Genomic DNA, 13,195 nt, shown 5'->3' with positions numbered 1-13,195 from the left:
CCCATGGAGAAGCCCGTACAGTGGCGCCAGTGCGGCGGTGCCATGGGCAACGGCGATCCGGCCAGCGGCGATCGGTTCTCCGGTGAGCTGGCCCTCGTCCTTCACGCCCACCTCCCCTACGTGCGCAGCGGGGAAGCCGGTTCCCTGGAGGAGGACTGGTATTTCCAGGCCCTGCAGGAGTGCTACCTGCCGCTGCTGGCGGTACTGGAGGCCGCGGCCGCGGACCGGCGCCAGCAGCCGCGCCTCACCCTGGGGCTGTCGCCCACGCTCCTCACCCTGCTTTCCGACCGCGAGCTCAACGCCCGCTTCCTTCCCTGGCTGGTGCAGCGCCAGCACCTGCTGGAGCAGGCACCGCCCGAGCACCGGGATGCCGCCGAGCACCTGGCCGGGCAGCTGCAGGCGATCGAGAGCCAGTGGCTCGACCATGAGGGGCGCGTGGTGCCGCGCTTCCAGCGGCTGCAGCAGCTCGGGGTGCTGGACCTGATCACCTGCGGCGCCACCCACGGCTACCTGCCCCTGCTGCGGCAGGTGCCGGAGGCGGTGCGGGCGCAGCTGATCAACGCCGTGCGCGAGCACGAACGCCAGCTCGGTGAGCGGCCGCTGGGGATCTGGCTGCCGGAATGCGCCTACTACGAAGGTCTGGACCAGCAGCTGCTCGCCGCCGGACTGCGCTACACGGTGCTCGACGGCCACGGCCTGCTGCACGCCCTGCCCCGGCCCCGCTACGGCGTGTTCTCCCCGATCTGCTCGCCGGCCGGGGTGGCGTTCTTCGGCCGCGACGGCAACGCCACTTTGCCGGTGTGGAGCGCGCGCGAAGGCTATCCGGGGGATGGTGCCTACCGGGAGTTCCACCGCGACCTGGGCTGGGATCTGCCGGAGGAGCAGCTCGAGGAAGCGGGGATCGGCAGCCGCCGGCCCCTGGGGCTGAAACTGCACCGGGTCACGGCCCAGGGCTGCCCGCTGGAGCACAAGCAGCCCTACGACCCCGCCACCGCAGCCCTGCGGGTGCACGAGCACGCCGCGGCCTACCTGGCCGGCCGGGCCAGCGAGCTCAGCGGCCTGGCCGGTTCGATGGACCCGTCTCCCCTGCTGGTGGCCCCCTTCGACGCCGAGCTCTTCGGCCACTGGTGGTTCGAGGGTCCCCAGTTCCTGGCGGCGCTGTTCCGCCAGTCAGGCGAGGCCGGCGTGCGGTTGGTGAGCCTGCGCGAAGCCCTGCAGCAGCGGCCCAGCCTGCAGGTGTGCCGGCCGTCCCCGAGCAGCTGGGGGCAGGGCGGCTACCACGACTACTGGCTCAACGACAGCAACGCCTGGGTGGTGCCGGAATGGCAGCGGGCGTCGCGGGCCATGGTGCGCCGCGTGAACCAGGGCGTGGCCAGCCCCCTGCAGCGCGACCTGCTCACCCAGGCGGGCAGGGAGCTGCTGCTGGCCCAGAGCTCCGACTGGAGCTTCATCCTCAGGGCCGGCACCACCACCGAGCTGGCGCGGGAGCGCATCCGGCGCCACCTCGACCGCTTCTGGCGGCTGATGGCCGCCATCGACACCGGCAGCGACCTGCCCGCCGGCTGGCTTCGGGCCGTGCAGCGGGAGGATCACCTGTTCCCGGCCCTGAACGCGGCCGACTGGGTGACGCCACCGGGCTGATTCGGCGGCGCCGGCCCTCAGCTGGGACGGATCAGCCGGGCCAGCAGTGCCGGCTCACGGCCCTGGAGTCCCATCAGGCCCAGACGCACGCTCCAGGGGGCCTGGCCGAACAGCCGCAGCATGGCCGTCAGCAGCTCCGGCACCGTGGCGGTGTTGGCGAGGAAGCCGTACCACTGGGCATCGGGCAGGGAGAAGAAGGTGGCGAAGTGGGCCCGCAGCTGGACCTCGGAAAAGCGCATCAGCTTCTCCAGCCCGAACTGGTAGAGGGCGTGCTTGCGGCGCAGGTCCAGGGGCCACAGCGCATCCCAGCCCGCCTGCGCCAGCTGGGCCGAGCCGGCCTGGGGCTCGGCCCGCACCAGCCCGGCCACCGCCTCGGCCACGGCGGGCGCGCGCCGCAGCAGAGAACCCACCATGTAACCGGAGGCGGGGTGCACCATCGAGGCCGCGCCGCCGAAGCCCAGCACCGGCTGCCGCAGATCCGGCAGCGGCAGGTTCATCGGGAACAGGCAGAACTCCTCGTGCTCCACCTGCTCCACCCGCACCCCCCGGTGGGCGAGGCGCCGCAGCAGACGTCGCCGCAGAGTGTCGTAGGGCACGGGCGGTGCCAGGGCCAGGGAGGTCTCCTCCACGAAGAAGCGGCCCTCGCCCAGATCCATCGCATAGAGAAAGGTGGGCGGCTGCCGGCGCTCCTCGGTGCTGAGATGGTCCGCGCGGTAGTCCATGAGCACGAACTGGCCGGCCTCCACCGGCGGTGCGGAGAAGCGGCCCACGATCCCGTAGGCGGCCTGGCCCGCCACCGGGCCCAGATCCGGCCGCCGCACCAGCACCGGCTCATGGCCCGTGGCATCCACCACCAGCCGGGCTTGGTGGCGGGCTCCGTCGGCGGTGGCGAGGACACTCCAGCGTCCCTCGGCATCCAGCCGGAAGCGCTCGGCCTTGCCCGCCAGCAGCTCCACCCCACCGCGCTCACAGGCGTCCAGCCAGTGCTGCTGCAGGGCCCCGCGGTCGAACAGGCCGTAGTCGCGGCGGTGCGGGGTGGGTCGGTTGGCGGGGTCGGCCGGATCGCTCGAACCGGCGCCGAAATAGCTCACCGTGTGGCTCCAGCGGTGCTCCAGCAGATGGGCCAGGCCGAGGGCATCCACCTCCTCGCCCCAGATGCCGTAGGTGTTGGGCCAGGGGGCACGGAGATCGTGGGGGGCCAGCAGCGCCACCGAGAGCCCCTCGCCGGCCAGAGCCGACGCGATGCAGAGGGCCGCCGGACCGCCACCCAGCACCAGCACGTCCCGCAGCGGCACCCCGCTCACACCTCCACCTCCAGCACCCGGCGGTTGTTGGCCTGCAGCTCCGGACGTTCCAGAACCTCCCGCTGGGGATCGACGATCACCTCCAGCCGGTGCCGGCCGGGCTCCAGCGCCAGCGGCACGCTGAACTGCTCCGCCTGAGCGGCCGCCAGCCAGGGCAGCCGCAGGTAGCGGTGGCCGCTGTAGCGGTCGTCGATCACCACCGCCACGCCCACATCGCTCACATCCAGGCCGCCGCGGTTGTAGACCCGGAAGCGCACGGCGCCATCGCTGAAGCCCAGCCCGTCGACCCCCAGATCACTGGCCAGGCTGTGGATCCGCTGCAGCGGGTAGAGGACCAGCCGCTCGAGCTGCGCGAGCCGGGATTCGGGGTGTTCATGGTGCAGATGGCCCCCGAAGCGCAGGTCGGTGCTGCAGCCATGCAGGTGCAGGTGGGCGCCGGGCTGGGGCACCGTCACCCTCCCCTGCTCGGGGTCGGTGTCGTGGAAGCCGCAGCACTCCCACTGCAGCGACCGGCCCAGGTAGCGGATCGGATCGGCGGGATAGCCCGGGTCATGGGGAGCCAGCCGGTAGTGCTGAAGCAGCTGGTAGATGCTCCGCGCCGCTGTGGCCTCGCTGGCGGCGCTGCTGGCGATGGCGGTGTTGCGCCGCTGCTGGCCCATGCACAGCTTGGAGGCCACGGTGATCACCAGCGACTGCCAACGCGCCACCAGCCGCAGGCCATAGATCGGGGCTTCCGGCAGGCGCCCCTGCCGGCGCAGCAGCGCGATCGCCTCGCCCACCAGCTCCTGCAGGGGCCGGCCAGCGGCATCAGCGAGCAGGGCCGGATCCAGGGGAGTGCGCACGGCGGAGGCATCGCCGCTGAAGCACACGTAGGGGAAGTGAGCGCTGCCATCGCCGGGCTGGAGAGCCCGGATGCCGCCATCGCTGGCCCGGCACTTCCAGATCGTGGTGTCGCCCTGCCCCGGTTGCGGCAGGAAGATGAGTTCGCCGTTGTCGAGGCTGGTGGTGGTGCCCAGCCCAAGCACGTCGCCCTGCAGGGGAATGCGCTCGAGGGGCAGGTGCTCGCGCACATCGCCCTGAATCAGATCGGTCACCGTGTTGGCGATCCAGAGATCAGAGGCCGCCACGGCGGTGTCCTCGCTGGACGGGAACGGGCTGGACGGGAACGGTGTTCAATCGTCGCCAGCCTCGGCGGATTCGGAGGCGGGCGGCGCCTGCGGCCCATCGCCGCTGGCTGCGGGCTGATCGCCGGCGTCCTCGGCCCCCTCGCCCTCGGATGTCCCGTCCTCAGGTGTCTCCTCCACGGAAGCCTCCTCCTCGGGCGCGGGCGGCACCAGCACCACTTCGGCCAGGCGGTCGCGGGCATCGAGCTTCTGCAGGCGCACGCCGGTGGCCGCCCGCGACTGCTGGGGCACCGCATCGGCCTGGGTGCGCACGATCACGCCCTTCTCGCTCACCAGCAGCAGCTCCTCACCCGCACCGAGCACCTTGAGGCCCACGAGCACGTCGTCGGGCTGGCGGAACTTGATCGCCCGCAGGCCCATGCCGGCCCGCTTCTGCAACCGGAACTGATCCACCGGCACCCGCTTGCCCAGGCCGCTGGCGGTGGCCACCAGCACCCAGGGACCCTCGCTCGGCGTGGTGTCGTCGGCGGCGGGTTCCTCGCCCTCCTCCTCGCCGGCATCGCCACTGCTGCTGGCGACCCGGTCGGCCAGCTCGGCCGGCAGCACGTCCATGCTCACCAGCCGGTCGCCCTCGCGCAGGTTCATCGCCCGCACCCCGCGGGCGGTGCGACCCAGGGGGCGGAGTTCCTCGTCGTTCAGGCGGAAGTGGATCGTCATTCCCTGGCGCGACCCGATCAGGATGCTGTCGCCGGGAAGCGCCATCCGCACCCAGGTGAGGGCATCGCCCTCCACCAGATCGATGGCGATCAGGCCGTTGGAGCGGATGTTGGCGAAGGCCGAGAGGCGGGTGCGCTTGATCGTGCCGCCGCTGGTGAGCATCACCAGCACGCCGTCGTCGGTGAACTCGCTCACCGCCAGCAGCGAGGTGATCTGCTCCTCCCGCGGAATCGGCAGCAGCTGCACGATCGGCGTGCCCTTGGCCGCCCGGCTGCCCACCGGCACCCGGTAGGCGGGCACCGTGTACACCACGCCGCGGTCGGAGAACAGCAGCAGATTGTCGTGGTCGTTGCAGCTGATGAACAGCTTCACCGCCTCCTCACCCTGGCTGCGGGTGCCGGCCTTGCCGCGGGTGCCCCGGCTGGTGGCCTCGAACTCACTGACGGGCATGCGCTTGAGATAGCCCGTCTCGGTGAGCAGCACCACCGAGCGCTCGTTGGCGATCAGGTCGATGTCATCGAGTCCGCCCTCCACATCAAGGATCTCGGTGCGGCGCGGGGAGTCGTAGCGGCTGCGCAGGGTCGCCAGCTCGTCCTGGATGATCCCCAGCACCCGTTCCCGGCGGGCCAGGATGTCCTTGTAGTCGGTGATCTTGGCGAGCAGATCCTCGTGCTCCAGCCGGATCTTGTCGGCCTCCAGGGCCGTGAGCCGGCGCAGCTGCATCTGCAGGATGGCGTCGGCCTGCAGCTCGCTGAGCCCGAACTGCTCAATCAGGCCGGCCTTGGCCGTGGCCGTGTCGGCGGCGGCCCGGATCAGGGCGATGATCGCGTCGAGGTTGTCGAGGGCGATCAGCAGGCCCAGGAGGATGTGGTCGCGCTCCTCGGCCTTGCGCAGCAGGTAGCGGGTGCGCCGCTCGATCGTCTCGATGCGGAAGTCGAGAAACACCTGCAGCATGCGCCGCAGGTTGAGCAGCACCGGCTCACTGCCCACCAGCGCCAGCATGTAGGCGTTGAAGTTGCTCTGCAGCGGCGTGAGCTTGAACAGGTTGTTGAGCACCACCTGGGGATAGGCGTCGCGCCGCAGCTCGATCACGATCCGCATGCCGTCACGGTCGGATTCGTCGCGGATGTCGGAGATGCCCTCCAGCTTCTTGTCGTTCACCAGCTCGGCGATCCGCTCGATGAGGGCCGCCTTGTTGGTCTGGTACGGGAGCTCGGTGATGATCACCGCGTCCCGGTCAGGGCGTCCCTTGGCCTCGATCGTCTCGATGCCGGCCACGCCCCGCATCGTCACAGAACCGCGGCCGGTGGCATAGATCTCGCGGATGCCACGGCGGCCCAGGATCTGCCCCCCGGTGGGGAAGTCCGGTCCGGGGATCAGAGCCTGCAGCTCACGGTCATCGATGTCGGGGTTGGCGATCAGAGCCTGCAGGCCATCGATCAGCTCGCCGGGATTGTGGGGAGGAATGTTGGTGGCCATGCCCACGGCGATGCCGGAGGAGCCGTTGAGCAGCAGCTGGGGGAGCCGGGCCGGCAGCACCGTGGGTTCCTGCTGGCTGCCGTCGAAGTTGTCGACGAAATCAACCGTCTCGCTCTCGATGTCCTCCAGCAGGGCATCGGTGGTGAGCGCCTGCAACCGCGATTCGGTGTACCGCATGGCGGCCGGCGGGTCGTTGTCCACCGAACCGAAGTTGCCGTGACCGTCGATCAGCGGCATGCGCAGGGAGAAGTCCTGCGCCATCCGCACCAGGGCGTCGTAGACCGCCGTGTCGCCGTGGGGGTGGTACTTACCGAGCACCTCACCCACCACACGGGCGCATTTGCGATAGGGCCGGTCGCTGGTGAGGCCCAGCTCATACATCGCGTAGAGGATGCGGCGATGCACCGGCTTGAGGCCATCGCGGGCATCGGGCAGGGCCCGGCCCACGATCACGCTCATCGCATACTCCAGATAGGAGCGCGACATCTCGTTGCGGAGGTCGGTCTGGATGACCCGCGAATCCCCGTCCGAACCGGAATCACCCGGATTGATCGGCCCCGTGGGATCCGCCATGCATGACCGCCTGCAGTCGGGTGATTCTATCGAGCGCAGCGAAGCCCATCTGCGCCTGCGGCAGCAGCGGGGCGAGCTGCGGGTGCGCACAGCCACCGACTTCCGGCGGCTGGTGCGGGAGAGCGGCCTGAACGCCGCCTACGCCTGCACCGATGTGGTGGTGGCCGCCGACGCCGGCTTCACCGACCAGGCCAGCCTGCACCTCTCCCTCGGTCCCACCGATCCACCGATCCGGCTGCGCGAGGTGCAGCTCGATGGCGTGCAGGGACTGGCCAGCGGCGGGCCGGGGGAGATCGTGCTGCCGGTGGGGGGCGGACTGGTGGAGCCGGGCCGCCACAGCGGCGCCCAGCTGCTGGCGGCACTGCTGTCCGGCCGCGAGCTGGCCTTCGATGCCAGCGGCGAGGGCACCGCCCTGCACCCGCGCCGCGATCTGCACACCGATCTGACCCTGGAGCGCATCGGCACCGGCCGGCTGCTGCTGCACCGCGCCATCAGCGAGAACGGCGTGGTGGCCATGAGCAGCGCTGCAGGACTCTGTGCCAGCCCCTGGGGTCCGTTGCTCGGGCCCCATGGCACGGCCCTGTGGAGCTGCGGGGGCGCCGGCAGCATCGGCCTGACGATGCCGGGGCTGAAGCTGCTGGGGCCCGGCTCACCGGTGCTGGTGGCCGGTGCCGTCGGCTGGGTGCTGGGTGCCGGCAGCGGCCACCAGCCCCGGCCCCGTCGTCAGCGCAGCGGCCACGCCCTCACCCCGGGGGCCAGCGCTGCGGTGAGCGTGGATCTTCACGAACTCGACGGCCGCTGGGTGCGGCCCTGCTTCTTCCCCGGTCACGGCAGTGCCCTGCTGGTGGCGATCGCGGCACCGGTGCCGCTGCTGGATCCGGAGGTGGCCCGGGCCGCCGCCGCCGAGCCCGAGCGCCTGGAGGCACCGGTGCTCGACATGGCGGTGCCCCGGCGGATCAAACCCAACCTCGGCTCGGTGACCTATGCCCAGCTCACCAGCGGCAGTTTCGAACTCAACGGCCGGCGCCTGCGCTGCGCACCGGCCCACAGTCCCCGTCTGGCCTCGGAGATCGCCGCCGAGCTGGTGCAGCGCCTGGAGCGGAACCGCTTTCCGATCCGGCTGCCGGCGCTGCCGCTGCAGAGCCGGCCCACCCTGCTGCCGCTGGAGAGCTGAGCGGGGAGAGGATCGCCCGCCACCCTTAAGCTCCAGGCCAACCGCCGCTCGCCGCCGGCGCCGTCCGTCCCTCGCCCATCACCCCCATGGCCGACACCCCGCGCGACGAGATCCACGACGAGATCCACTCCGACAACCTGCCCCCGCAATCCACCTCTGCCAGCAGCACCCCTGCCGACAGCACCCCTGCCGACAGCGCCCCTGGCGAGGCCGCAGACGCCGACATTGCCGCCAGCAGCGGCACCGGCGCCGAGACCCCGGCGCCAGCCACGCCTGTCATGGCCACAGCCCCTGAAGCTCCCGCCGCCTCTGCCGGCGCCGATTCCGCCGCCCACGCCGCCCCGGTGCTGGAGGCCAGCACCACCGTGCCGCCCCTGAGCGGCGCCGGCACGGGAGGTTCCGCCGCCGGCAGTGAAGGGGGCGAGTGGGAGCTGTTGGTGGAGAAGCTGCAGCAGTGGTGGGCCAGCGGCAAACTCCAGAGCTTCTGGCAGCAGGCCCGGACGCCCCTCACCCTCGGGCTGGGCCTGGTGGCCGTGCTGCTGGTGCTGCGGGTGTACGCGGGCCTGCTGGCGGCGATCAACAGCCTGCCGCTGGTGCCCGGCCTGCTGGAGCTGGTGGGTGTGATCTGGCTGCTGCGCAACGGCCTGCCCCGGGTGATCCGCCGCAGCGAACGGGAACAGCTCCTGCAGGGGCTGCAGCAGCGCTGGCAGAGCTTCAGCGGCCGCGGCTGAGGCCGGTATCCGGGAGTCCCAATTCCCGCAACGGGTCGCGCCGCATCGGTTGATACGGTGGCCCGAATACGCTCAGATCCGGTGGACATCCAGCTCGGCCGTTCCCGCACCGTCCGTCGCGCCTACGGCATCGACGAGATCGCCCTGGTGCCCGGCGGCCGCACGGTGGATCCGGCGGTGACCGACAGCCGCTGGACCCTGGGGGGGATCGAGCGGGAGATTCCGATCATCGCCAGCGCCATGGACGGCGTCGTCGACGTGGGCATGGCCGTCGAGCTCACCCGGCAGGGGGCCCTGGGGGTGCTCAACCTGGAGGGCGTCCAGTGCCGCTATGACGACCCCAACCCGGTGCTCGACCGCATCGCCGCGGTGGGCAAGGAGGAGTTCGTGCCGCTGATGCAGGAGCTCTACAGCCAGCCGGTGCGGGAAGACCTGATCCGCAGGCGCATTGCCGAGATCAAGGAGAAGGGCGGCATCGCCGCCGTGAGCGCCACGCCCGTGGCGGCGCTCAAGTTCGGCCAGGCCATCGCCGAGGCCGGCGCCGACCTGTTCTTCGTGCAGGCCACGGTGGTGAGCACCGAGCACATCGGCCCCGAGGGCCAGGCCAGCCTGGATCTCGAGGCCCTCTGCCGCGACTTCGGCGTGCCGGTGGTGATCGGCAACTGCGTCACCTATGAGGTGGCCCTGAAACTGATGCGCGCCGGTGCCGCCGGCGTGCTGGTGGGCATCGGCCCCGGTGCCGCCTGCACCAGCCGCGGCGTGCTTGGGATCGGCATCCCCCAGGCCACCGCCGTGGCCGACTGCGCCGCCGCCCGCGACGACTACTTCGCCGAGAGCGGCCGCTATGTGCCGATCGTGGCCGACGGCGGCATCGTCACCGGCGGCGACATCTGCAAGTGCCTGGCCTGCGGCGCCGACGCCGTGATGATCGGCTCGCCGATCGCCCGCGCCGCCGAGGCCCCCGGCCGCGGCTTCCACTGGGGCATGGCCACCCCCAGCCCGGTGCTGCCCCGCGGCACACGCATCAAGGTAGGCACCACCGGCCCCCTGGAAAAAATCCTGCGCGGTCCCGCCTCCCTCGACGACGGCACCCAGAACCTGCTGGGCTGCATCCGCACCTCGATGGGCACCCTCGGCGCCCGCACCCTCCAGGAGATGCAGCGGGTGGAGGTCGTGGTGGCCCCGTCGCTGCTCACCGAGGGCAAGGTGTACCAGAAGGCCCAGCAACTGGGCATGGGTAAATAGGGCACCACGCCCAGCGCCGGCGAGGTTGAATGCCGGACCTGAGGTCTATCTTGTGAGTGTGGGGGCTTAATCGCTCACACACTCCTCACACCCTCCGGCCCGGCTCGTCCGGGCCTTTCCTCTTTCCTCCCCCCCCCCCGCAGGCCAGCGCCAAGGGAGCTCCATCCAGCCAGCAAGCCTCCAGCCAACCGTCCAGACAGCCAGACAGACAGGCGCTGAGGCCCTGAGGCGCTGATCCTGTGTCGCTGCACCGCGGCGGCCAGCGGCCAGGCCTCCTGCAACGCTTGGTGAGGGCGGGGCGGGTAGCGGTGGAGCACCTTGCTACATTCCTCAAGTCCCGATCCCACAAAGGATGTCCAGCGCAGCCGCTGTCACCGACGCCTCCTTCGAGCAGGACGTGCTCAAGAGTGATGTGCCTGTGCTGGTGGATTTCTGGGCTCCCTGGTGCGGTCCCTGCAGGATGGTCGCGCCGATCGTCGATGAGATCGCCAAGGAGTTCGAGGGTCAGATCAAGGTGTTCAAACTGAACACGGACGAGAACCCGAATGTGGCGAGTCAGTACGGCATCCGCAGCATCCCCACCCTGATGGTCTTCAAGGGCGGCCAGAAAGTGGATACCGTCGTCGGCGCCGTGCCCAAGACCACCCTCTCCGGCACGATCAGCAAGTACCTCTGACCGCCCCTCTGTCCCCCAGGTCTTCCGTCTCCCCCGCCCAGCGCGACGGGGGGGTCAGTCCCCTCGAGGCGCTGACGGCCGCGATCGAGGGACACCCCCAGCGGCGCACCATCGACCGGGCGCTGGTGTCACTCCTGGACATCTGCCGGCATGAGACGGAGCCCGATGCCTGGCGCATCGTCAGCGGCACGCTCGCCGACATCAGCGAAGCCCTGGAGGTGTTCCGGCCCCACCGCAAGGTCCGCAAGATCACGGTGTTCGGCTCCGCCCGCACCACCAGCGACGACCCCTCGTTCCTGCAGGCGGAGGAGCTGGCCCGCGGGGCCGTGGAGGCCGGCTTCGAGGTGATCACCGGGGCCGGCGGCGGCATCATGGAGGCCGCCAACCGCGGCGCTGGCTGTCAGGCCAGCATCGGGCTGAATGTGGACCTGCCGTTCGAGCAGCATCCCAACCCGATCGTGAGCAGCTGCGAAGGCCGGCTGCTGCACTTCCGCTACTTCTTCACCCGCAAGCTGTTCTTCCTGCGGGAGAGCGATGCCGTGGTGGTGCTGCCCGGCGGATTCGGCACCCTCGACGAACTGTTCGAAGCGCTCACCCTGATCCAGACCGGCCGGACGCCGCCGATGCCCGTGGTGCTGCTCGCCCCCCCCGACGATCCCTTCTGGAGCAGCTGGCAGGTGGAGGTGCAGCGGCTGATGACCCGGCGGGGCCTGATCTCCCCCGAGGACCGGTCCCTGGTGTGCCAGACCCACAGCGTCAGCGAGGCCATCGCCTGGATCTGCCGGTTCTACCGCGTGTTCCATGCCGCCGAGCTGCTCAGCGATCGGCTGGAACTGCAGCTCAACGCCCCCATCCCGGCGACGGACCTGGCGCGCCTCAACCACGACTTCGACGATCTGGTGGATCAGGGGGTGATCCATGCCGCCGAGACCTGCGACCAGGACGGCTATCTGCGACCCTGCCTGCGCTTCCGTTACGACATGCGGCGCGTGGGCAGGTTGTATCAGCTGATCGATGCCATCAATGGCCTGGATCTGCCGGACTGTCCGGCACTCCAGCAGCCCGAGCAGCGCTGCGCGGATCCGGCATGACGCGGCTGGGCCTGATCGACTACGGCATGGGCAACCTGCACTCGGTGCGGCGGGCCTTCGAACGGCTGGGGGCGGAGGTGCTCTGCGTGGCCGATCCGCACGCCGATGCGGCGGTGATCGACAGCTGCCGCGCCCTGGTGCTGCCGGGGGTGGGGGCCTTCGACCCGGCCATGGACCGCCTGCGCGCCACAGGCCTTGAGCAGACGCTGCTCCAGTGGTGCGCGGCGGACCGCCCTCTGCTCGGGATCTGTCTGGGGCTGCAGCTGCTCTTCGAAGCCAGCGACGAGGGCAGCAGCCGGGGCCTGGCGCTGCTGCCGGGACGGGTGCGGTCGCTGCCCCGGCGGTCCGGGCATCCCATCCCGCACATGGGCTGGGAACCCCTGATCCCCGGCACCCCGAGCCCCCTGCTGCCGGCAGGCTCCCCCGAAGCCTGGGTGTATTTCGTGCATTCCTTCGCAGCAGACCCGGAGGATCCGGCCATCAGCACCGCCGGGGTTGCCTTCGCGGACACCACGGTGACCGCTGCGGTCTGGCAGGGTGCCATCGGCGCCTGTCAGTTCCACCCCGAGAAATCGGGCCGCGCAGGCGAAGCCATCCTCAGACGCTGGCTGGCCTGGCTGCCGGCATGAGCCTGCGCCTCAGCGGCGGCCGCCGGCTGCAGAGTCCCCAGGGATCACTGGCGCGCCCCACCCCCGCCCGGGTGCGGCTGGCGGTGATGAACATCCTGGGGGCCGAGCTGCAGGGCTGCCGCTGGCTCGACCTCTGTGCCGGCAGCGGTGCCATGGCCTGCGAGGCCCTGCAGCGGGGTGCCGGGGTGGTGCTGGCGGTGGACCAGGACCGGCGACTGGCCGCCCTGGCCCGGGCCAACCTGGAAGCGGTGCAACGGGGACTGCAACATCCCTGCCAGGTGGAGGTGCACGCCGGAGACGTCGTGCGCTGGCTTCGCAAGGGCCGCGGACAGCAGCCGGCCTTCGACCTCATCTACGCCGACCCTCCCTACGCGGCCGGGCTGTATGCCCCGATCGCCGCGGCCGTGCTGGCTGGAGGCTGGCTCAGGCCGGAGGGCACACTGATCTGGGAGTGCGCGAGCGCAGACGTGCCGGAGAGTCCTGCCGGGTGGCTGCTGCGCGATCGACGCCGCTACGGCACCACGACACTCCTGCTGCTGCAACAGCAGGAGCAAAAGAACTCAGCCGTCCAGCAGGGAACCGCGGCGGTACTGGTTCCAGGCCGCCACGAACAGCCCCAGCAGGGTGACGGGGATCAGACCGAGCACGATGCCGCAGAGCAGAGGTTCGATCATGGGAGGGCCTGAGCGGCTTTCAGGCCACAATTGTTCCATGCCGGAGCTCGCCGCCCCAGCCCTGCGCCCGTCAGGGTGGTGACGGCCACCCCTCCAGCCCGCGACCACCCCGTGAACAGTCCCGTTCCACCCAGCAG

11 protein-coding genes and 1 pseudogene are annotated in these 13,195 nt (G+C 70.9%); 8 read left to right on the top strand and 4 right to left on the bottom strand.

What is annotated here, in order from left to right; translation table 11 throughout:
- Positions 1 to 42: 42 nt before the first annotated feature.
- Positions 43 to 1,641 (top strand): 1,4-alpha-glucan branching protein domain-containing protein, encoded by a 1,599-nt coding sequence (locus KBY90_RS01470; protein ID WP_254966922.1) that lies wholly within the window; start codon positions 43 to 45, stop codon positions 1,639 to 1,641.
- A gap of 17 nt (positions 1,642 to 1,658) precedes the next feature.
- Here KBY90_RS01470 and crtL read toward each other — a convergent pair whose 3' ends face one another.
- Genes crtL through gyrA form a run of 3 tightly spaced genes read right to left on the bottom strand, consistent with a single transcriptional unit; the run spans position 1,659 to position 6,838 of the window.
- A complete protein-coding gene (crtL, locus tag KBY90_RS01465) occupies positions 1,659 to 2,945 on the bottom strand; it encodes a lycopene beta cyclase (RefSeq protein WP_254966617.1) in 1,287 nt (428 codons plus the stop codon).
- Positions 2,942 to 4,072 carry a hypothetical protein gene (locus KBY90_RS01460; RefSeq protein WP_254966616.1) on the bottom strand — a complete coding sequence of 377 codons (1,131 nt, stop codon included), beginning with the start codon at positions 4,070 to 4,072 and terminating at the stop codon, positions 2,942 to 2,944. The genes crtL and KBY90_RS01460 overlap by 4 nt, the downstream gene beginning before the upstream one ends.
- A 45-nt stretch (positions 4,073 to 4,117) precedes the next feature.
- Positions 4,118 to 6,838 (bottom strand): DNA gyrase subunit A, encoded by a 2,721-nt coding sequence (gyrA, locus tag KBY90_RS01455; RefSeq protein ID WP_254966615.1) that lies wholly within the window; start codon positions 6,836 to 6,838, stop codon positions 4,118 to 4,120.
- Here gyrA and KBY90_RS01450 point away from each other — a divergent pair.
- The 7 genes and pseudogenes from KBY90_RS01450 to rsmD all read left to right on the top strand — a co-directional run.
- On the top strand, positions 6,837 to 8,012 hold the full coding sequence (locus KBY90_RS01450; protein WP_254966614.1) for a homocysteine biosynthesis protein: 1,176 nt from the start codon (positions 6,837 to 6,839) through the stop codon (positions 8,010 to 8,012). The genes gyrA and KBY90_RS01450 overlap by 2 nt on opposite strands.
- 86 nt (positions 8,013 to 8,098) lie before the next feature.
- Positions 8,099 to 8,743, top strand: coding sequence for a CAAD domain-containing protein (locus tag KBY90_RS01445; RefSeq protein ID WP_254966613.1), 645 nt, complete (start codon positions 8,099 to 8,101; stop codon positions 8,741 to 8,743).
- A gap of 81 nt (positions 8,744 to 8,824) precedes the next feature.
- On the top strand, positions 8,825 to 9,988 hold the full coding sequence (locus tag KBY90_RS01440) for a GuaB3 family IMP dehydrogenase-related protein (RefSeq protein WP_254966612.1): 1,164 nt from the start codon (positions 8,825 to 8,827) through the stop codon (positions 9,986 to 9,988).
- A gap of 352 nt (positions 9,989 to 10,340) precedes the next feature.
- Complete coding sequence (trxA, locus tag KBY90_RS01435; protein WP_186697001.1) at positions 10,341 to 10,664, top strand: thioredoxin; 324 nt, start codon at positions 10,341 to 10,343, stop codon at positions 10,662 to 10,664.
- Between the two features lie 125 nt (positions 10,665 to 10,789).
- Positions 10,790 to 11,755 carry an LOG family protein gene (locus KBY90_RS01430; protein ID WP_254966611.1) on the top strand — a complete coding sequence of 322 codons (966 nt, stop codon included), beginning with the start codon at positions 10,790 to 10,792 and terminating at the stop codon, positions 11,753 to 11,755.
- Complete coding sequence (gene hisH, locus KBY90_RS01425; RefSeq protein ID WP_254966610.1) at positions 11,752 to 12,384, top strand: imidazole glycerol phosphate synthase subunit HisH; 633 nt, start codon at positions 11,752 to 11,754, stop codon at positions 12,382 to 12,384. Before KBY90_RS01430 ends, hisH begins: the two co-directional genes overlap by 4 nt.
- A pseudogene (rsmD, locus tag KBY90_RS01420) lies at positions 12,381 to 12,869 on the top strand (16S rRNA (guanine(966)-N(2))-methyltransferase RsmD); the annotation flags it as partial. The gene hisH and the pseudogene rsmD, both read left to right, overlap by 4 nt.
- Before the next feature lie 75 nt (positions 12,870 to 12,944).
- Here the strand turns inward: rsmD and petG are convergent.
- Positions 12,945 to 13,058, bottom strand: coding sequence for a cytochrome b6-f complex subunit V (gene petG / locus KBY90_RS01415; RefSeq protein WP_254966921.1), 114 nt, complete (start codon positions 13,056 to 13,058; stop codon positions 12,945 to 12,947).
- Between the last annotated feature and the right edge of the window lie 137 nt (positions 13,059 to 13,195).

The organism is Cyanobium sp. CH-040 (assembly GCF_024346135.1).
Taxonomy (GTDB): Bacteria; Cyanobacteriota; Cyanobacteriia; order PCC-6307; family Cyanobiaceae; genus NIES-981.
The sequence above is the reverse complement of the archived record's forward strand: the minus strand, read 5'-3'. Positions and strand labels throughout refer to the sequence as shown.

What these genes read in the sequence shown, in the direction of transcription:
- KBY90_RS01470 (WP_254966922.1), top strand. Translation starts at nt 43, where the DNA reads ATGGGCAACGGCGATCCGGCCAGCGGCGATCGGTTCTCCGGTGAGCTG.
- KBY90_RS01450 (WP_254966614.1), top strand. Translation starts at nt 6,837, where the DNA reads ATGCATGACCGCCTGCAGTCGGGTGATTCTATCGAGCGCAGCGAAGCC.
- gyrA (WP_254966615.1), bottom strand. Translation starts at nt 6,838, where the DNA reads ATGGCGGATCCCACGGGGCCGATCAATCCGGGTGATTCCGGTTCGGAC.
- KBY90_RS01445 (WP_254966613.1), top strand. Translation starts at nt 8,099, where the DNA reads ATGGCCGACACCCCGCGCGACGAGATCCACGACGAGATCCACTCCGAC.
- trxA (WP_186697001.1), top strand. Translation starts at nt 10,341, where the DNA reads ATGTCCAGCGCAGCCGCTGTCACCGACGCCTCCTTCGAGCAGGACGTG.
- hisH (WP_254966610.1), top strand. Translation starts at nt 11,752, where the DNA reads ATGACGCGGCTGGGCCTGATCGACTACGGCATGGGCAACCTGCACTCG.
- petG (WP_254966921.1), bottom strand. Translation starts at nt 13,058, where the DNA reads ATGATCGAACCTCTGCTCTGCGGCATCGTGCTCGGTCTGATCCCCGTC.